This window comes from Streptomyces sp. NPDC018031 (assembly GCF_044327625.1).
Lineage (GTDB): Bacteria > Actinomycetota > Actinomycetes > Streptomycetales > Streptomycetaceae > Streptomyces.
The window spans coordinates 35,060-52,735 of record NZ_JBIRFT010000017.1 but is presented as its reverse complement, the minus strand read 5'-3'; the positions used below and the strand labels follow the sequence as shown (position 1 = coordinate 52,735).

Sequence of the window (17,676 nt, the reverse complement as noted above, 5' to 3'; positions counted from 1 at the left end):
TGGCCTGCGGAGCGTCCGGCCGGCCCCGAAAAGCAGTTGTCCGCCCCGGTAAACTGAATCCATGGCATTTCTCCTCGCGCATTAGACGGCGTGGTCCGCATCCGTCAGTCCTTCCCGCCGTCCACCCTGCCCAGGAGTAATTCCCGTGATCACCGCATCCGGCGTCGAGCTGCGCGCCGGCGCCCGAGTCCTCATCGAGTCCGCCTCCTTCCGTATCGCCAAGGGCGACCGCGTCGGCCTGGTCGGCCGCAACGGCGCGGGGAAGACCACCCTCACCAAGTGCCTGGCGGGCGAGGGCATGCCCGCGGGCGGCTCCATCACCCGCTCCGGCGAGGTCGGCTACCTGCCCCAGGACCCGCGCACCGGTGACCTCGACGTGCTGGCCCGTGACCGCATCCTGTCCGCCCGCGGCCTGGACACCGTGCTCCGCAAGATGCGGGAGAACGAGGACCGGATGGCGAACGGCCAGGGCGCCACGCGCGAGCGAGCCATGAAGAAGTACGAACGGCTGGAGACCGAGTTCCTCACCAAGGGCGGTTACGCCGCGGAGGCGGAGGCGGCGACCATCGCGGCCAGCCTCGGGCTGCCCGACCGGGTCCTCGGCCAGCCGCTGCACACCCTCTCCGGCGGCCAGCGGCGCCGGGTCGAGCTGGCCCGGATCCTCTTCTCCGACGCCGACACGCTGCTGCTGGACGAGCCGACCAACCACCTCGACGCCGACTCGATCGTCTGGCTGCGCGACTACCTCAAGACCTACCGCGGCGGGTTCATCGTGATCTCGCACGACGTCGACCTGGTCGAGACGGTGGTCAACAAGGTCTTCTACCTGGACGCCAACCGCTCGGTGATCGACATCTACAACATGGGCTGGAAGCTGTACCAGGCCCAGCGCGAGGCCGACGAGAAGCGCCGCAAGCGCGAGCGCGCGAACGCCGAGAAGAAGGCCGCGGCGCTCAACGCCCAGGCCGACAAGATGCGCGCCAAGGCCACCAAGACCGTGGCCGCCCAGAACATGGCCCGCCGGGCCGAGAAGCTGCTGTCCGGGCTGGAGGCGGCGCGGGCCGCGGACAAGGTCGCCAAGCTCCGCTTCCCGGATCCGGCCCCGTGCGGCAAGACCCCGCTGACCGCCGAGGGCCTGTCGAAGTCCTATGGCTCCCTGGAGATCTTCACCGATGTGAGCCTGGCCATCGACAAGGGTTCCCGGGTGGTCATCCTGGGCCTCAACGGCGCGGGCAAGACCACCCTGCTGCGGCTGCTCGCCGGGGTCGAGAAGCCCGACACCGGCGAGGTCGTCCCCGGGCACGGCCTCAAGCTCGGCTACTACGCGCAGGAGCACGAGACGCTCGACCCGGACCGCACCGTGCTGGAGAACATGCGGTCGGCCGCCCCGGACATGGACCTGGTGGACATCCGCAAGACGCTGGGCTCGTTCCTCTTCTCCGGCGACGACGTGGACAAGCCCGCCGCGGTGCTCTCCGGCGGGGAGAAGACCCGGCTGGCGCTGGCCACGCTCGTGGTGTCGTCGGCCAACGTGCTGCTGCTCGACGAGCCGACGAACAACCTCGACCCGGCCAGCCGGGAGGAGATCCTGGGCGCGCTGCGCAGCTTCACCGGCGCCGTGGTGCTGGTGACCCACGACGAGGGCGCGGTCGACGCGCTGCAGCCGGAGCGGATCATCCTGCTGCCGGACGGGGTCGAGGACCTGTGGGGCGCGGACTACGCCGACCTGGTCGCCCTCGCCTGACCCGGTGATCGCCCGTGCACATGCCGTTGGCAACGCGGAGTGACGGGCTTGATCAAACAGCGGTGGATCATTCGGCCGATGGGTGATCCATCATCTGAGTGAGAACGGCTCGTACCGCGGCGCGTCGCACCGCACCGGCGCGCGCGAGGGGGGCGCGCGCCGGGCACCGTTCTGCCGCCCTTCCGGCCTCCTCTCTGACCTGCCACTTCGCGCGAATTTGCGCTCCGCGGTCCGGAGCGAATCCGCTGGAATCTCACGTTCCGAAGACGCCCGCCCCGTGATTCCGGGGAAGTCTTGTGCCACGGACCTTGTCGAATGGGTGGCCAGGACGCCGTTGAGGGGTGATCATGAGAAGTCCAGAGCGCACTTCCCATGAGGAGGCACGGGTGGCCGAGACTCTGAAGAAGGGCAGCCGGGTGACCGGCGCCGCGCGCGAAAAGCTCGCGGCAGACCTGAAGAAGAAGTACGACTCCGGTGCGAGCATCCGGGCGCTGGCCGAGGAGACCGGTCGCTCCTACGGATTCGTGCACCGGATGCTCAGCGAATCCGGCGTGACGCTGCGTGGTCGCGGCGGGGCGACACGAGGCAAGAAAGCCGCCTCGGCCTGACGTCCCCTACCGGCGGGTACGAGCAGTACCACCCGGTTGACCGGCCGGTCGGCCGGGTGGTTACTGTGCAGTCACTTAACCTGACTGCGGCCGACCGGAGGCTTCCAGTGACCCTGCTCGACAAGGACGGCGTACACCTCGCCGTCGACGACGCGGTTGCCACGGTAACCCTGACCAATCCCGCCAAGCGCAACGCCCAGTCGCCCGCGCTGTGGCGTGCGCTGACCGAGGCCGGACGGCTGCTGCCGGGCAGCGTGCGGGTCGTGGTGCTGCGCGGAGAGGGGAAGTCCTTCTCCGCCGGTCTCGACCGTCAGGCATTCACCCCCGAGGGCTTCGACGGGGAGCCCTCGTTCATCGACATGGCGCGCGGCTCCGACGCCGAGCTCGACGCGACCATCGAGGAGTACCAGGAGGCGTTCACCTGGTGGCGGCGGAACGACATCGTCTCCGTCGCCGCCGTCCAGGGGCACGCCATCGGCGCCGGCTTCCAGCTCGCGCTCGCCTGCGACCTGCGCGTCTGCGCCGATGACGTGCAGTTCGCGATGCGCGAGACCAGCCTCGGGCTGGTGCCCGACCTGACCGGCACGCACCCGCTGGTCGGTCTGGTGGGCTACGCCCGCGCCCTGGAGATCTGCGTCACCGGCCGGTTCGTCCACGCCCAGGAGGCCGAGCGCACCGGGCTGGCCAACCTCGTGGTGCCCGCCGCCGAACTCGACGCGGCGGTGCGCGACCTCACCGCCGCGGTGCTCGCAGCGCCGCGCGACGCCGTCATCGAGACCAAGGCGCTGCTGCGCGGTGCCGCGGGCCGCGACTACGAGGACCAGCGGGTGGCCGAGCGCGCCGCTCAGGGGCGCCGGCTGCGGGACCTCGCCGGTACCGCCGGCTAGCGAGCGGGTGTCTCCCTGAGGGTTGGCCGGTCGATCGTCCGACCGGGTCGGCCGCCGCCTGCGGCGAGACCGACCCGGTGGCCGCCCGCCCGGCTTCGGCGGGGCCGCGTTCGGCTCGGGCGGCCGCCGGTCACAGCGCCAGCTTGAACCCGTCGTGGCTGCGGGCGAAGCCGAGCGAGTCGTAGAAGCGGTGGGCCTCGGTGCGGCGCTTGTTGCTGGTGAGCTGGACCAGGGTGCAGCCGCGGGCGCGGGCGCGCTCGATGGCCCAGCGCAGCAGCTCGCGGCCGAGCCCGCCGCCGCGGCGGTCGGCGCGGATGCGGACCGCCTCGATCAGGGCGCGCTCCTCGCCGCGGCGGCCCAGACCCGGGATGTAGGTGAGCTGGAGGCAGCCGATGACCGTGCCGTCGCCCTCGTCCAGCACGACCAGCTCGTTCCGCGGGTCGCTGTCCACCGCCTCGAAGGCACGCGCGTACGCCTCGTCCACCTCGATGGTGGCGGGGTCGATCACCTTCTCCTCGTCCTTGAGCAGGGCGAGGATCGCGGGCAGGTCGGTGCGGGTGGCGGGGCGGAAATCCATGGCCAGAGCATGGCATGCGCGCGACGAGAGAGGCGGGCCGGGGGAGGCGCCCCACGACACGGGCCCGACGACCCCCCCTCGCCCGCCGGGCCGCACGCCACCTCGCGGGCACCCTCATCCGGCCCCGACGCCGACCGAAGGGGCGGAACCTAGGTCACGTCGGTCACGACCACGGCGACGGTGACCGGCGCGGCGACGGTGCGCGCCACCGCGGCCCGCACCGCCCGGGCCACCTCCAGGGCGCCGTGGTCCCCGGCGACGGCCAGCTGCACCTCGACATGGCGGCCGATCGGCGCCCCCCGGGCATCGGTGCGGTCCTCCACGCGCACCGCCCGGGCCGCTCCGCCCAGGACCGGGGCGAGCGCCACGACGCCCGGCACGCCCCGGGCGGCGGCCGCCAGGGCCACCACCGCGGGCGGGAACTCCGGCTCCTTGGCCGAGGGCGGGACCTCCGGCGCCCCAGCCGCGCCGGGCGGGGAGGAGAGGCCCGGCGCAGGCGGCAGCTCCTCCAGCAGCTCGGTGACCCGCAGGTCGATCGCGTCGACCACCAGGCCCAGCCGGCGGGTGGCGCAGGCGTGCAGCCCGGCCCGCAGCTCCCGGGCCACCGCCGGCAGCGGCTGCCCGGCCACCGCCACACAGGTGGCGCCGATCCGCAGCGGCCCCGGAGGCAGCGCGCTCACCGGGGCCGGCACGGTGGGCCGGGCGGCGTGCTCCGGATCGGCCAGCCCGATCCGGAGCGAGCCCAGCCGCGCCCCCGGTACCTCGCTCTCGACGCGGCGCAGCACGTTCCGCGCCGCCTGCTCGACGACCCAGGAGGCGTCGCCCGGCCCGCCCAGTGGCAGCAGTCTGCCGAGTGCCAGTTGCTCCCGTACCGCGCGCGTCAGCCGGTCCGTGACCACGTCCGTCCCCTCTTCGCCGTAGGTCCGCCCAGCCTGCCGCACACATCGCCGCCCGGGGCGGCGACCCACCCGGGCGCGGGTGGTTCGAAGCCCCCGGTCGCACTTCTGCCGCACAGAGCGAGCAATTCCGGTGATCCGGGCCTAGTGTGACAAATGGAGCCGCAGACCACTGCCCCGGAAAGGTTGATCGGCGATGACGGAGACCTCACAGCGCACCCGCTCCGAGACACAGGGCACCGAGGAGAAGAAGACGCCGGGAGGCGTGTCGGTCGGCCGCGGCGGTGGTGCCCCGGGGGTCCGGGGCAAGACCACCATCGCCGACGGTGTGGTGGAGAAGATCGCGGGCATGGCGGCCCGTGACGTCATCGGCGTGCACGCCATGGGCAGCGGCTTCGCCCGCACCATCGGCGCGGTCCGCGACCGGGTGCCCGGCGGCGGCCGGTCGGGAGTCACCCGAGGAGTGAAGGCCGAGGTCGGAGAGGTACAGGCGGCACTCGACCTGGAGATCGTGGTCGACTACGGCGTCTCCATCTCCGAGGTCGCCAACGACGTACGGGAGAACGTGATCTCCGCCGTCGAGCGGATGACCGGCCTGGAGGTCGTCGAGGTCAACATCGCGGTGAGCGATGTGAAGCTTCCGGACGAAGAGGAAGAGGAGACCGGGCAACGGGTCCAGTGAGTAGCACCTCGCCGCCGGACCAGTTGGGGAGTGCAGCATGAGCAAGGCCGTGATCGGTCTGATCGTCGGGATGGCGCTGGCGTACGCCGGGTACTTCGGCGGGTTCGGAGCCTTCCTGCTGGTGGCCGCGCTGGGCGCCGTCGGGTTCGCGGCGGGCCGGTTCCTGGAGGGTGACTGGGAGCTCGGTGACTTCTTCCGCCGGGGTGACCATGGCGAGCGACGGCGGTGACCCGGTGGTCGTGGCCGCCGAGCGCGGCGCGACCCGCATCGCGGACCGGGTGGTCGCCAAGATCGCGTCGCAGGCGGCGCGGGAGGCGCTGCCCGACACCCCCGGCTCCCCCCGCCCGCAGGCCGTGGTCGTGGTGCACGACCGGGTCGCACGGGTCCGGGTCGCGGTGGAACTCCCCTACCCGTCGGATCTCGGCGCGCGCTGCGGCGCGGTGCGCGTCCGGGTCGGCGAGCGGGTCACGGCACTGGCCGGCATGGAGGTCCCCGAAGTGGCCGTGACCGTGGAACGGCTGCTCTCCCCGCACCTGGGCCGCGGGGAGCGGGTGCGATGAGCGATCCGGAACCGGCGGTCGACCTCACCAAGCACACCGGATCGCGGCAGTCCGGACCGGCCCCCGACCGCCCGGACGGACCCGCCGCCGGCCCGCACGTCCGGGCCGGCCGCTTCTGGTCGACCCGCCGGATCCCCGCCCTGGTGGTCGCGGCCGTGCTACTCGGCGCGGTGGGACTGCTGCTGTACGACGTCGCGGCGGTCCGCGCCGACCGGCCCGGAATGCACTGGCGACGGTGGCTCGCCGACGAACTCGACACCCGGCCGCTGGACGACCCGTGGGTGCTCGCCGCCGCCGCGCTCGCCATGGCCCTCGGCCTCTGGCTGCTCGTGCTGGCCCTCACCCCCGGCCTGCGCCGGCTGCTGCCGATGCGGCGGGAGACGCCCGAGGTGCGGGCCGGGCTGGACCGGAAGGCCGCCGCTCTGGTGCTGCGCGACCGCGCCATGGAGGTCTCCGGGGTCCAGTCGGTCCGGGTCGGGGTGGGCCGGCGCAAGGTCACCGCCCGCGCCCAGTGCCACTTCCGGGACCTGGACGAGGTGCGCGGCGACCTGGAGACGGCGCTCTACGAAGGCATCCACCAGCTGGGCCTGGCCCGGCCGCCGCGCCTGCTGCTGCACGCCCGGCGACCGGCGAAGTGGTGACGGCGGCCGTGCCGGGCGGCATCGGACGAACAGGAGGGCGCGGCCCCGCCGGGACGCCGCGCCGCAGGCGGGCCGACGGCGGGCGAAGGGACGGAACGGCGTGCTGAGAAGGGTCAACCGGGTGCTGCTGGCGCTGGTCGGGCTGGTCCTGCTGGCGGTGGGCGGCGCGGTGCTGCTCTCCGGCCTCGACCTGCCCCGCCACTGGGGGTTCACGATGCCCGGCTGGTGGCCGTTCGACGGCCCCGGCGACGTCGTGCTGAGCGACGCGGACCGGCGCCGGTGGCGGGACGAGGGCTGGTGGTGGCCCACCGTCATCGCGGCGCTGGCCGTGCTGCTGCTGCTCGCCCTGTGGTGGGCACTGGCGCAGCTGCGCCGGCGCCGGCTCGGCGAGGTGCTGGTCACCGGCGGCGACGGGAACGCCGCCTCGCTGCGCGGCCAGGCCCTGGAGGCGGTGATGGCGGCGGAATCCGAGTCGCTGGACGGGGTGGAGCGGGCACGGGTCCGGATCCGCGGCCGCCGGACGGCACCGGAGGCCCGGCTACGGCTGCTGCTGACCGCGTACGCCCAGCCGGTGGCGACGCTGCACCGGGTCTGCGGCGACGTGCTGGAGCACGCCCGGCACTCCGCGGGGGTGGACCGGCTGCCCGCCGAGATCAGGCTCCGGGCGGAACGGCACGGCGCGGAGCGGGTGAGCTGAGCACTCCGTGCCACCCGCTCCGGCCGCCGTCCCGCCCCCGTCCGGTACGGCTCGGCCGTCCCCGCCCTCGGGGACGGCGCGCCGCGCTCAGATGCCGTGCGTCGCGCCGCCGTCCACCGGGACCATCAGCCCGGTCAGGTAGGAAGCGGCCGGGGACAGCACGAACGCGGCGGTCCTGCCGAACTCCTCCGGCGTGCCGTAGCGGCGCAGCGGAATCGCCTCGCAGTTGCGGCGCCGGGCCTCCGCCGCGTCCCCCGACAGCGCGTCCAGTTCCCGTACCCGGTCGGTGTCGATCCGGGCCGGCAGCAGACCGACCACCCGGATGCCGCGCGGGCCCAGCTCCACCGACAGGGACTTGGCCAGCCCCGCCAGGCCCGGGCGCAGGCCGTTGGAGATGGTCAGCCCCGGGATCGGCTCGCGCACCGAGCCGGAGAGCACGAAACCGATCACCCCGCCCGCGGGCAGCGCGGCGGCCGCGGCACGGGCCAGCCGCAGCGCCCCCAGGAACACCGCGTCGAACGCCGCCTGCCACTGCTCGTCGGTGTTGTCGTCGAGCAGCCCGGCGGGCGGGCCGCCCACGCTGATCAGGATGCCGTCGAAGCGGCCGAACCGCTCCCGGGCGAGGGCGACGACCCGCTCGGCGGTGTCCGCGGAGCCGTTGTCGGCGGGCACCCCCACCGCGTTCGGCCCCAGTTCGGCGGCCGCCTGTTCGACCCGGTGCGCGTCCCGCCCGGTGATGACCACCTTCGCGCCGTCGGCGACCAGCTCGGCCGCGGTGGCGCGGCCCAGCCCGCGGGACGCCCCGGTGAGCACGTACACACGGTCCTTCAGTCCAAGATCCATGGGGTCAGTCTGCCGTGCCCCGGGAGAGGAGTGTGAGCGCGCTGTCCACCAGGCCGATGTGGCTGAACGCCTGCGGGAAGTTGCCCAGCTGCCGGCGGCCCACCGGGTCGTACTCCTCCGCCAGCAGACCCACGTCGTTGCGGAGCGCCAGCAACTCGTCGAACAGCGCCCGCGCCTCCTGCCGCCGCCCGATCATCCACAAGGCGTCGACCAGCCAGAACGAGCAGGCGAGGAACGCCCCCTCGGACCCGGGCAGCCCGTCGACCGCCGACGGGCCGGCCCGCCCGGAGCCGTAGCGGCGGACCAGCCCGTCCTGGCTCAGCTCGCGGCGCACCGCGTCGACGGTCCCGGCGATCCGCGGATCGGAGGGCGGCAGGAACCCCACCCGGGGGATCAGCAGCGTCGCGGCGTCGAGCTCCGCGGAGCCGTAGGCCTGGGTGAAGGTGCCCCGGTCGCTGTCGTAGCCCAGCCGGCACACCTCCCGGTGGACCTCCTCCCGCATCGCCCGCCAGCGGCCGGGGTGACCGGGCAGCTGGGGGAACCTCTCCACCGCGCACACCGCGCGGTCGGCCGCGGCCCACGCCATCACCTTGGAGTGCACGAAGTGGCGGCGGGCGCCGCGGACCTCCCACAGCCCCTCGTCGGGTGCGCGCCAGGCCGACTCCAGGTAGTCCATCAGGGAGCGCTGGAGGTTCCAGCCGGGCGCGGCGGCGGGCAGCCCCCGGTTGCGGCAGATGTGCAGGGTGTCCAGGACCTCGCCGTAGACGTCGAGCTGCCGCTGGTCGACGGCCGCGTTCCCGAGCCGCACCGGGGCCGACCGCTCGTACCCGGACAGCCAGGGCAGCTGCGTCTCGGGCAGCCGCCGCTCGCCCCCCAGCCCGTACATGATCTGCAGCTCGGAGGGGTTGCCGGCGATGGCGCGCAGCAGCCAGTCGCGCCAGGCGGCGGCCTCCTCCCGGTATCCGGCGGAGAGCAGGACGTTCAGGGTGAGGGCGGAGTCGCGCAGCCAGCAGTACCGGTAGTCCCAGTTGCGGACGCCGCCGACCTGTTCCGGGAGGGAGGTGGTGGGGGCGGCGACGATGCCGCCGGTGGGGGTGTAGGTGAGGGCCTTGAGCGTGATCAGGGACCGCACCACGGCGTCCCGGTGGGGACCGCGGTAGACGCTCCGGGCGGCCCAGGCGCGCCAGTCGCGCAGGCAGTGGTCCAGGCTCAGGTGGGGGTCGATCAGCTCCGGCCGCGGCTGGTGGGAGGGGTGCCAGGTGAGGACGAAGGCCACCCGCTCCCCGGCGGCGACGGTGAACTCCGAGCGGGTGCTGAAGTCCTTCCCGTAGGTGCGGACGGGCGGCTCGGACCGCAGCCACACCGAGTCGGGGCCGGCGACCGCCACCCGGTGCCCGCCGCAGCGGCGCATCCAGGGCACCACATGGCCGTAGTCGAAGCGCAGCCGCAGCACGCCGAGCATGCCGACCCGGCCGGAGACGCCTTCGACGATCCGCACCAGGTCGGGCGCGACGTCGCGGTGGGGCATGAAGTCGAGGACCCGGACGGTGCCCTCGGGGGTCTCCCAGACCGACTCCAGGACGAGCGAGTCGGGGAGGTAGGCACGCCGGGTGCAGGCGCCGGCCCCGGCCGGGGCGAGTCGCCAGTGACCGTTCTCGGGGCCGCCGAGGAGCGCGGCGAAACAGGCCGGTGAGTCGAAGCGGGGCAGGCACAGCCAGTCGATGGAACCGTCCCGGCCGACCAGTGCGCCGGTCTGGCGGTCACCGACGAGGGCGTAGTCCTCGATCCTGCGGGCCACGGGTGCCGGGTGCCCCGTGCCGCGGCAGGCCATGCCGCGGATGCCGGTGCGGCACCGGCGGCCGGGCGGCTCGGTGCCACCGGAAGGGGGCTACTTCTCGGACAGCACCTGGTCGGCGGCGGGGGAGGGGGCCGGAGCTCCGGCCGGTGCGGACGTCCGGTCGGCCGCCGCACCGGAATCCCGGGCCGCCGGCCCGGCCGGGTCCTCACGCGGGTCCGGTCCGCCGGCCCCCGCACCCGGGCCGGTGGCACGGTCGGCGGAGGCGGCGGCCGCCCGGTCCCGGCGCTCCCGCCGGACCAGGACGATCCAGCCGGCCGGGACACCGGCGGCGAACAGCCACCACTGGATCGCGTACGCCATGTGGGCGCCGATGCTGCTGTGGTCCGGCGCCGGAACCGGCTCGGGCTGCCCCTTGCCCTTCGGCGAGGACCCGGTGAGCTCGATGTAGCCGCCGAGGACGTCCCGGTCCAGCACCTTCGCCAGCCGCCCGCTGTCGATCAGCATGACCTGGCGGTCGGGCAGGCCCTTCTTGTCCTTGATGCCGCTGCTCGCGGTGGTCTCGTCGGCCTTGAGGCGGCCGGTGACGGTGACCTCGCCGCGGGGCGCCGGCGGCACCTCCGGGAACTTGGTGAGGTCGCCGCCGGCCGGGATCCAGCCCCGGTTGACCAGCACCGCCCGGTCGTCGGCGAGTAGCAGCGGGGTCACCACGAAGTAGCCGATGGACTGCTCGTCGGGGCCGGTGCGCTGGCGGATCACGACCTCGTGCCGGGGGTCGTAGCTGCCCGTGGCCCGCACCGTGCGCCAGGTGTCGTCGCGCGAGACGGCGCGGCCCGGGGCGGTGAGCTTCCCGACCGGCACGGCGGGCGCGTCGAGGCTCTGCGCGATGAGGTCGTTGTGCGCCACCCGGTTCTGGTGGCGGTGGAGCTGCCAGAAGCCCAGCTTGACCATGACCGGGATCAGGACGAGCCCCACCAGAGTGAGGATCACCCACTGCCGGGACAACAGGAAGCGGTACACGGCTTAAGACAGTACCCGTCGCGGATCGTCCCCTTGCGGGTGGGTACCCGGCGCGAGCCCGCCCCGCGGCGCGCGCCGCCGCCCGGCGCGGCCGCCCCGGGCGGGCCGGCTCACCGGCGGGCGGTGCCGGCCGGGGTCCTCAGACCCGGTCGACGATGCCCACCCGCCCCTCGGCGCGGGCGCAGTGCGCCCCGCAGTACCAGTGCCCGTCGGCCTCCACGCCCTGCCCGATGATCTGGCACCGGCAGTGCTCGCAGATGGGCGCCATGCGGTGGATGGCGCAGGAGAAACAGTCGAAGACGTGCACCGCGCCCTGCGCGTGCACCTCGAATGTCATGCCGTAGTCGTTTCCGCAGACCTCGCAACGTGCCATGCGCCCCAGCCTGCGGTGCCGGACGGGCCGGGGCGAGCGGGGGCCGGGCGCGTCGGCCGGGATTCACCTGATTGTCTGACCGGTTGCGGCCGATTGCCGGGCCCGGCACACCTCCCCGGCCGGCCCCGGGCCCCGGCGGGCGCCCGGTACGCCCCGGCGCGCCCTGGCATACCTCCGCACGCCCCGGCGCGTTCCGCCGGGCCTGCCGGTGCGTCCCGCGGGGCCGCAGGGCCGCCGGGGCGTCCCGGCGGGGCTCAGCCGGCGGCCGTGCCCCCGGCCGGCCGGACGTGCTGCAGCAACTGCATGAAGGCCGCCTCGTCGACGACCGGGGTGCCGAAGGAGCGGGCCTTGGCCACCTTGGAGGTGGGGGAGCCGGGGTCGTTGGTGACCAGCAGGCTGGTGAGCCGGGAGACGCTGGTGGCGACATGGAGCCCGGCCTCCACCGCGCGGTCCTCCAGCAGCTCCCGGTCGACCGAGGTGTCACCGGAGAACGCGACCCGCATGCCCTGCGTCAGCTGCTCGCCGGGCACATAGCGCCCCGGGTTCGGGTACGGGCACGGCGGCCGCTTGCGGCTGGGCCGCCAGCTGCCGGCCCGGTACGACCGCTGCCGGCCGATCCCCGGGGACCCGCCGCCGGGGGACGACGGCCCGTCCGACCACTCGGTGAGCGGCTGGCAGGCGAGCAGCGGCAGCCGCAGACCGGACCGGGCGGCCATCCGCAGGCTCGGCCGGAAGGTCTCGGCGAGCACCCGGGCGTCGTCGAGGGCGTGGTGCGCCCGCTGCTGCACCACGCCGTAGTGCGCGGCGAGGGTCTCCAGCTTGTGGTTGGCCAGCGGCAGTCCCAGCTCCTTGGACAGCGCGATGGTGCACAGCCGCTGGCGCACCGGGGCGGTGGCGCTCGCCCGGGCGTACTCACGGGCGATCATGGACCAGTCGAAGACGGCGTTGTGGGCGACGAGCACCCGGCCGGCCAGCCGCTCGGCGAACCGGTCCGCGATCTCCGGGAAGAGCGGGGCGCCGGCCAGCGCCTCGCTGGTCAGCCCGTGGATCCAGACCGGTCCGGGATCGCGCTCGGGGTTGACCATGGTGTACCAGTGGTCCTGGACCTCGCCCTGGGCGTCCAGCTGGTAGACGGCGGCCGACACGATCCGGTCGTCCCGGGCGAGGCCGGTGGTCTCCACGTCGACGACCGCGTACCCCTCGGGATAGGAGTCCGGCCAGGAGGTCGGCGGTACGGCTGCCATGCGGTCTTCGAGCATGGTCCATGAGGATACGGCCCGCCGCGGACAGTCACCGCGTGGACATGGCTACTTTGTGACGGCGTGAAAGCTGACGAGCTTTGGGAATTCCCAGCAGAGTGGTGCATATCGGGCATGCCCCGGTCGCCGCCCCGAAGCTCGCTGACAAGAAGTCTCACTTCTTTTCTACTTCTCGGTAACTACCTCTAGCCGTGGCCGCCGGGCCAGCCCTAAATTGCGAACATGCCTCACCTTCCCGATGTCGTGCTGTGGTCGATCCCGGCCTTTGTGCTGCTCACCGCCGTGGAGATGGTGAGCTACCGCATCCACCCCGACGACGAGGCCGAAGGCTACGAGGCCAAGGACGCCGCGACCAGCGTCACCATGGGCCTCGGTAGCATCGTCTTCGACTTCCTGTGGAAGATCCCGATCGTCGCGATCTACGCCGCGGTCTACGAACTCACCCCGCTGCACGTCCCGGTGGTGTGGTGGACCCTGCTGCTGATGCTGCTGGCGCAGGACTTCTTCTACTACTGGTCCCACCGCGGGCACCATGTGATCCGCGTGCTGTGGGCCTGCCACGTGGTGCACCACTCCAGCCGGAAGTTCAACTTCACCACCGCGCTCCGCCAGCCCTGGACCACCTGGACGGTCTGGCCCTTCTACCTGCCGATGATCGCCCTCGGCGTGCACCCGGCCGCCGTCGCCTTCTGCTCCTCCACCAACCTCGTCTACCAGTTCTGGGTGCACACCGAACGCGTCGGCAAGCTGTGGCGCCCCGTGGAGTTCGTCTTCAACACGCCCTCCCACCACCGGGTCCACCACGCGTCCCAGGGCGGCTACCTGGACCGCAACTTCGGCGGCATCCTCATCGTCTGGGACCGGCTCTTCGGCTCCTTCACCCCGGAGACCGAACGTCCGGTGTACGGGCTGACGAAGAACATCGCCACCCACAACCCGCTGCGCGTGGCCACCCACGAGTACGCCGCCATCGCCCGCGACGTCCGGGCGGCGGACAACTGGCGGGAGCGCGCCGGCCGCGTCTTCCGGGGCCCGGGCTGGCAGCCGGCCCCCCGGGCCGGGGCCGCCGCCGACGCCCCGGCCGCCGACGCCCCGGCCGCCGACGCCCCGGCCGCCGACGCCCCGGCCGCCGACGCTCCCGAGCCCGCGGCAGCACGGCCGGAAACCACCGGGCAGCCGGTCGCGGAAGGTGCCGCATGAGCCTGACCCGCCGCCCCTCGCCGCCACCGGCGTCCCTCTCCGGAGCCCCCGCGTCGCGCCGTCCGGACCTGCTCCTCGGGCTGTTCGCCCTGCTGGCCGCCGCGCACCTCGCCGCGCTGCTCGGCCGCGCGGAAACCCTCGAGCACCTCACCAAGCCGGCGCTGATGCCGGTGCTGGCCGGGTACGTCCTGCTGCGCGGCGGCCCGCGTCCGCTCGCCGCCGCCCTGCTGTTCGGCTGCGGCGGCGACACCCTCCTGCAGATCGGCGGCGACCTCGTCTTCCTGGCCGGCATGGGCTCCTTCGCGGCCGGACACCTCTGCTATCTGGCGCTCTTCCGGCGCAGCGCCGAGCGCCGGGTCCCGCTGCCGCTGGTGGCCGGGTACACGGTCGCCTGGCTCGGCACCATCGTCCTGCTCTGGCCCGACCTGCCCGCGGACATGCGGATCCCGGTGGCCGGATACAGCCTGCTGCTCGCCGGGATGGCCCTCGCCTCGCTCCGCGCGGGGCTCCTGGCGGCGGCCGGCGGGGCGCTGTTCCTGCTCTCCGACACCCTCATCGCGACCGGCATCGCCGAGTGGCCGCAGGCTCCGGTGCCGCAGTTCTGGATCATGCTGACGTATCTGGCGGCCCAGTACGCCCTGGCGGCGGGGGTGCTGCGGAGCGCGCCCAAGGGGCGTGGGCGACCCGAGCCGGTCACAGCTTGAAGAACCGACGCAGCTCGGGGCGCTGGACGCGCTCGGGCGGGATCAGGTGCTCGTTGAGCACGACCGAGTCCTCGCGCAGGGTGATGACCAGGTCGGACAGGTCCTGCAGCGGCGCGAGGTCGACAGGAGCGCCGGACTGCGTGCACTCCACCAGACCGAGCTCGGTGAGCCCGGGCAGCTCGGCAAGGGGGGCCAGCCCCTCGGGCACGTCGCAGCCGAACAGGAAAAGCCTGGTGATCCGCTGGAGCGGGGCGAGTTCGGCAAGGCGCAGATCCGCGCGCTGGGACACCGAAAGGGTCTCCAACTCGGCAAGTGTGGCCAGCTTCTCCAGTTCCCCGGGGTGGACAGCGCCGGCGATTTGCAACCGGCGGAGCCGGGGCCATCGGGTGATGCCGTGCAGGGACAACCCGTCGTCGGGAGCGTGCAGGCCGAGGATGACGAGTGCCGGGCCGGCCGGCACGGACTCCAGGCCGGACGGCCCGGAGGGGACCGGGAGGCTGAGGTCGGTCAGACTCGGAAGATCGCGCAGAACGGACAGGTCCAGCCCCGGCTCCACCCCCCGGCCCAGGTAGAGCACCCTGAGGGAACCGAACCGCGCGAGCGGGGAGAGATCCCCCAGACTCGGGTTCCGCAGCACCTGAAGGAGCTCGACCTTGGGGTCGACGTAGTCGAACAGTGGCAGTTCACCCTCCACGCCGATGGCGCGGTACTGGGGAAGACGGGGCAGGCAGCGCAGTTGTTCCTCGGTCTCGACGGGAAGGTAGATCTTGTTCTCCGGGGCGTCGGCGAGAACGGCATCGACGTACTCCTCGGTCTCGAAGCGCCGCCACCCGTGGTGGATCTGCACCCGGACCGGCCCCTGGGTCTCGTGCCGGAAGCGTGCGATCAGTGCCTGGGCCGCGGGTCCGCCGATGCGGGCGGCCGTGTGGACCACCGCGGCGGCGGTCCACTCGTCCAGTCCCTCGGGCGGGGGCAGCAGATCCAGAACCAGCTCACCCGCCGCCGACAGTTCCTCCGCCTCCGGGAAGTCGCGCGGCGGGACGAGCCCGTTCGTCCGCCGCTCCACCTCCTCCCGCACCCCCGGGTCCAGCTGCGGCGCGTGCTCCAGGCATGCCGCTGCCAGCAGGTTCAGCCGGTTGCGCCACTTCTTGACCCGGTCCGCCCGCTTGAGGATCCGGCGCAGCAGCCGCGCGCGTTCGTCCGGTCTGGCGTGCCCGACGGCCATCCGTACGACGTCCTCCCACTGGTCGTCGTGCGCCCTCTCCGCCAGCAGGCCGAAGTCCCCGGCCTCCACCGCAGCCTTCGCCGCCAGGTAGTCCTGAAACGTCCGGTGCACGAAGACGACGGCACCCGGGGCGGGTTCGCGCAGCAGGCCGCTGCGGATCAGCAGGTGCCGGAAGACCTGTTCGGCATCGCCCTGCGCCCGCACTTGCGGCATCGCCGCCAGCGCGCCCTGGATCCGTTCCACCGCGTCCGCCCGGTCCGCCTCCAGCTGGCCGTTGCGGATCAGCCAGTACGCCAGCTCCTGGAGGAGCAGGGTCTGCTCGTCGCGGGTCAGTTCGACACCCTCGACCGCGCAGATCTCCCGCTCGGTGTCCCGCCGGATCAGCAACATCTCCAGCGCCGCGTCATACAGATCCTTGCGGGCGCGCGGAAGCTGCATCCGGCGGTCGCGGTTGAGGGCGCACAGCAGGGCGCACATCAGCGGGTTGGTGGTGAGCCGGGAGAGCTCGCGGCGGGCGGTGACCGCCTGCAGCATGGCGTCCTGGTACGCCTCCAGCGGCTCCCCGGTCTCCTCCCGCGCGGCGTCGTGCCAGTGCGTGATGAACGACCGGACGTCCTCCCGGCTCATCGGCAGCAGCGCGTGGGCGCGGAAGCCGTGCGGGGTCAGCCAGTTCTCGGGCACGGCGGACGGCCGGGTGGTCACCACGTAGCGGGCGTCGGGGAACGCGGTGACCAGCTGTCGTAGCCATTCCTCGGTGCGCCTGCGCAGCCGCTGCGGCACCTCGTCCACGCCGTCGACCAGCACCAGGGCCCGGCCGGAGGACATCAGCCCCTCCACCCAGCCGGCCGGTGCGGCGCCGGAAAGGGGGTTGCCCATGCTGCTGAGGAACTCGACGGGCAGCGGCAGCGTTTCGCGTTCGGTGAGGGCGCGCAGCCGCAGTACGAACGGCACGCAGATATTCCAGTCCGCGAGTTCGGGGCCGAAGCTGCGGCGGGCGGCGTTCGTGGCGAGCCACTGGACCAGGGTGCTCTTGCCGGAGCCGGCGGGGCCCCGGAGAAGCAGCCGGGAGGTGGCGGCCAGGGCGTGCTCGATCCGCACGCTGCCGGGGCCGAACTCGCCGAAGCCGGGATCGGCCGGGGCCTCGTCGCGCACGCCGAGACTGATGTACGCGGTGTCCAGCGCCCACTCGGCGCTCGCGCCGCTCAGCGTCACGCCGAACAGTTGCAGCCTGCTCTGCGTGGCGCGGACGAAGTCGGAGTACCGGGCCTCGTACGCGGCGGCGGTGCGCTCCGGCCCGGGGCCGAGCCGGTGCCGGATGTCGGCGAGGGCCTCCACCATCGTGCCGGTGCGCCGGACCAGCTCGACCTGTCCGCGGGCGGGGAACTCCGGCAGGGTGGTGAGGTACTCCACGACGTGGGCGCAGCACAGGTCCAGCAGCCGGTCGAAGAGGGCCGTGGCATCCGCCCCGAGCCCGGCCCGGTCCGGTACGCCCAGAGCGCGGGCCAGCACCTCGCGGCGCAGCCGCTCCGGGTCCAGGTCCACCGCCAGCAACCGGTCGGCGGCGAGTGGTCCGGCGGCCCGGAAGGCGTCGGCGGCCGCCGCGACGGCGGCGAGCCGTTCGTGTTCCGGTACCGAAGTCCCGGCGCCGCTCAGCCGGTCGGCGAGTGTGTCGACAAGTCGTTGCGTCTCCTTGTCGGTCAGCCGGCGCGGCCGCCGCAGCGGACCGCCAGGGGGTACGGGCTTCTCCGCGAGCCCGGCCCCGGGCCGCGGGGCCAGCAACGACTTCACGAGCATGGACGTCACCGTGGTGGCCAGCCGCAGCACGGCGGTCTCCAACCCCTGCACCCGTCAACTCCCCCTCATGGAACGGGCGGTACCCCGAATGCCGCAGGGTACCGCCCGTTCGTCAGCCGCCGCCGGTGGGTTCGACCACCGTGGCCGCCGGTTGTTCACCGGTGCTCATCA

At 73.6% G+C, this 17,676-nt stretch carries 18 protein-coding genes; 10 read left to right on the top strand and 8 right to left on the bottom strand.

Annotation, left to right across the window (positions count from 1 at the left end; all coding sequences use genetic code 11):
• Positions 1-145: 145 nt before the first annotated feature.
• The 3 genes from ACH4B3_RS28245 to ACH4B3_RS28235 all read left to right on the top strand — a co-directional run bounded on the left by ACH4B3_RS28245 (position 146) and on the right by ACH4B3_RS28235 (position 3,239).
• A complete protein-coding gene (locus tag ACH4B3_RS28245) occupies positions 146-1,744 on the top strand; it encodes an ABC-F family ATP-binding cassette domain-containing protein (protein ID WP_398467463.1) in 1,599 nt (532 codons plus the stop codon).
• A 386-nt stretch (positions 1,745-2,130) separates the two neighbouring features.
• Positions 2,131-2,352, top strand: coding sequence for a helix-turn-helix domain-containing protein (locus ACH4B3_RS28240; RefSeq protein WP_030021347.1), 222 nt, complete (start codon positions 2,131-2,133; stop codon positions 2,350-2,352).
• A 107-nt stretch (positions 2,353-2,459) separates the two neighbouring features.
• Complete coding sequence (locus tag ACH4B3_RS28235) at positions 2,460-3,239, top strand: enoyl-CoA hydratase/isomerase family protein (RefSeq protein ID WP_398467461.1); 780 nt, start codon at positions 2,460-2,462, stop codon at positions 3,237-3,239.
• Positions 3,240-3,369: 130 nt separating this feature from the next.
• On the opposite strand, the gene ACH4B3_RS28230 is transcribed toward ACH4B3_RS28235, so the two are convergent.
• Both ACH4B3_RS28230 and ACH4B3_RS28225 read right to left on the bottom strand, forming a co-directional pair.
• Positions 3,370-3,816, bottom strand: coding sequence for a GNAT family N-acetyltransferase (locus ACH4B3_RS28230; RefSeq protein ID WP_398467459.1), 447 nt, complete (start codon positions 3,814-3,816; stop codon positions 3,370-3,372).
• 149 nt (positions 3,817-3,965) lie between these two features.
• A complete protein-coding gene (locus tag ACH4B3_RS28225; RefSeq protein ID WP_398467457.1) occupies positions 3,966-4,715 on the bottom strand; it encodes a nucleopolyhedrovirus P10 family protein in 750 nt (249 codons plus the stop codon).
• Positions 4,716-4,908: 193 nt separating this feature from the next.
• Between ACH4B3_RS28225 and ACH4B3_RS28220 the strand changes: the two genes are divergently transcribed.
• The 5 genes from ACH4B3_RS28220 (at position 4,909) to amaP (ending at position 7,292) form a co-directional block, all read left to right on the top strand.
• Positions 4,909-5,394, top strand: a complete 486-nt coding sequence (locus tag ACH4B3_RS28220; RefSeq protein ID WP_398467455.1) for an Asp23/Gls24 family envelope stress response protein — start codon at positions 4,909-4,911, stop codon at positions 5,392-5,394.
• 37 nt (positions 5,395-5,431) lie between these two features.
• Positions 5,432-5,623, top strand: a complete 192-nt coding sequence (locus ACH4B3_RS28215; protein WP_398467453.1) for a hypothetical protein — start codon at positions 5,432-5,434, stop codon at positions 5,621-5,623.
• On the top strand, positions 5,604-5,954 hold the full coding sequence (locus ACH4B3_RS28210) for a hypothetical protein (RefSeq protein WP_398467616.1): 351 nt from the start codon (positions 5,604-5,606) through the stop codon (positions 5,952-5,954). The genes ACH4B3_RS28215 and ACH4B3_RS28210 overlap by 20 nt, the downstream gene beginning before the upstream one ends.
• Positions 5,951-6,595, top strand: a complete 645-nt coding sequence (locus ACH4B3_RS28205) for a DUF6286 domain-containing protein (RefSeq protein WP_398467451.1) — start codon at positions 5,951-5,953, stop codon at positions 6,593-6,595. The genes ACH4B3_RS28210 and ACH4B3_RS28205 overlap by 4 nt, the downstream gene beginning before the upstream one ends.
• A gap of 100 nt (positions 6,596-6,695) precedes the next feature.
• Positions 6,696-7,292, top strand: coding sequence for an alkaline shock response membrane anchor protein AmaP (gene amaP, locus ACH4B3_RS28200; RefSeq protein ID WP_398467449.1), 597 nt, complete (start codon positions 6,696-6,698; stop codon positions 7,290-7,292).
• A gap of 87 nt (positions 7,293-7,379) precedes the next feature.
• Here the strand turns inward: amaP and ACH4B3_RS28195 are convergent, their stop codons facing one another.
• The 5 genes from ACH4B3_RS28195 to ACH4B3_RS28175 form a co-directional block, all read right to left on the bottom strand.
• Positions 7,380-8,135, bottom strand: a complete 756-nt coding sequence (locus ACH4B3_RS28195; RefSeq protein ID WP_398467447.1) for an SDR family oxidoreductase — start codon at positions 8,133-8,135, stop codon at positions 7,380-7,382.
• A 4-nt stretch (positions 8,136-8,139) separates the two neighbouring features.
• The gene (locus ACH4B3_RS28190) at positions 8,140-9,933 is read right to left on the bottom strand and encodes a glycoside hydrolase family 15 protein (protein WP_398467446.1); all 1,794 of its coding nucleotides are present in this window, start codon (positions 9,931-9,933) and stop codon (positions 8,140-8,142) included.
• A gap of 90 nt (positions 9,934-10,023) precedes the next feature.
• Entirely contained in the window at positions 10,024-10,950 is a 927-nt protein-coding gene (locus ACH4B3_RS28185; RefSeq protein WP_398467444.1) for an SURF1 family protein, read from the bottom strand.
• Positions 10,951-11,089: 139 nt separating this feature from the next.
• On the bottom strand, positions 11,090-11,323 hold the full coding sequence (locus ACH4B3_RS28180) for a hypothetical protein (protein WP_197987943.1): 234 nt from the start codon (positions 11,321-11,323) through the stop codon (positions 11,090-11,092).
• A 254-nt stretch (positions 11,324-11,577) separates the two neighbouring features.
• Positions 11,578-12,582, bottom strand: coding sequence for a DEDDh family exonuclease (locus ACH4B3_RS28175; protein WP_398467442.1), 1,005 nt, complete (start codon positions 12,580-12,582; stop codon positions 11,578-11,580).
• A gap of 222 nt (positions 12,583-12,804) precedes the next feature.
• Between ACH4B3_RS28175 and ACH4B3_RS28170 the strand changes: the two genes are divergently transcribed.
• Both ACH4B3_RS28170 and ACH4B3_RS28165 read left to right on the top strand, forming a co-directional pair.
• Positions 12,805-13,782: a sterol desaturase family protein gene (locus ACH4B3_RS28170; RefSeq protein WP_398467440.1), complete on the top strand. Its 978-nt coding sequence runs from the start codon at positions 12,805-12,807 to the stop codon at positions 13,780-13,782.
• Positions 13,779-14,486 carry a lysoplasmalogenase gene (locus tag ACH4B3_RS28165; protein WP_398467438.1) on the top strand — a complete coding sequence of 236 codons (708 nt, stop codon included), beginning with the start codon at positions 13,779-13,781 and terminating at the stop codon, positions 14,484-14,486. The genes ACH4B3_RS28170 and ACH4B3_RS28165 overlap by 4 nt, the downstream gene beginning before the upstream one ends.
• Here ACH4B3_RS28165 and ACH4B3_RS28160 read toward each other — a convergent pair.
• Positions 14,476-17,556 (bottom strand): NACHT domain-containing protein, encoded by a 3,081-nt coding sequence (locus tag ACH4B3_RS28160; protein ID WP_398467436.1) that lies wholly within the window; start codon positions 17,554-17,556, stop codon positions 14,476-14,478. The two genes, ACH4B3_RS28165 and ACH4B3_RS28160, sit on opposite strands and share 11 nt — an antisense overlap.
• Positions 17,557-17,676 lie beyond the last annotated feature (120 nt).

Coding starts and splice junctions, on each gene's coding strand:
- ACH4B3_RS28230 (WP_398467459.1), bottom strand. CDS start 3,816: ATGGATTTCCGCCCCGCCACCCGCACCGACCTGCCCGCGATCCTCGCC.
- ACH4B3_RS28170 (WP_398467440.1), top strand. CDS start 12,805: ATGCCTCACCTTCCCGATGTCGTGCTGTGGTCGATCCCGGCCTTTGTG.
- ACH4B3_RS28220 (WP_398467455.1), top strand. CDS start 4,909: ATGACGGAGACCTCACAGCGCACCCGCTCCGAGACACAGGGCACCGAG.
- ACH4B3_RS28195 (WP_398467447.1), bottom strand. CDS start 8,135: ATGGATCTTGGACTGAAGGACCGTGTGTACGTGCTCACCGGGGCGTCC.
- ACH4B3_RS28215 (WP_398467453.1), top strand. CDS start 5,432: ATGAGCAAGGCCGTGATCGGTCTGATCGTCGGGATGGCGCTGGCGTAC.
- ACH4B3_RS28180 (WP_197987943.1), bottom strand. CDS start 11,323: ATGGCACGTTGCGAGGTCTGCGGAAACGACTACGGCATGACATTCGAG.
- ACH4B3_RS28175 (WP_398467442.1), bottom strand. CDS start 12,582: ATGCTCGAAGACCGCATGGCAGCCGTACCGCCGACCTCCTGGCCGGAC.
- ACH4B3_RS28165 (WP_398467438.1), top strand. CDS start 13,779: ATGAGCCTGACCCGCCGCCCCTCGCCGCCACCGGCGTCCCTCTCCGGA.
- ACH4B3_RS28205 (WP_398467451.1), top strand. CDS start 5,951: ATGAGCGATCCGGAACCGGCGGTCGACCTCACCAAGCACACCGGATCG.
- ACH4B3_RS28210 (WP_398467616.1), top strand. CDS start 5,604: ATGGCGAGCGACGGCGGTGACCCGGTGGTCGTGGCCGCCGAGCGCGGC.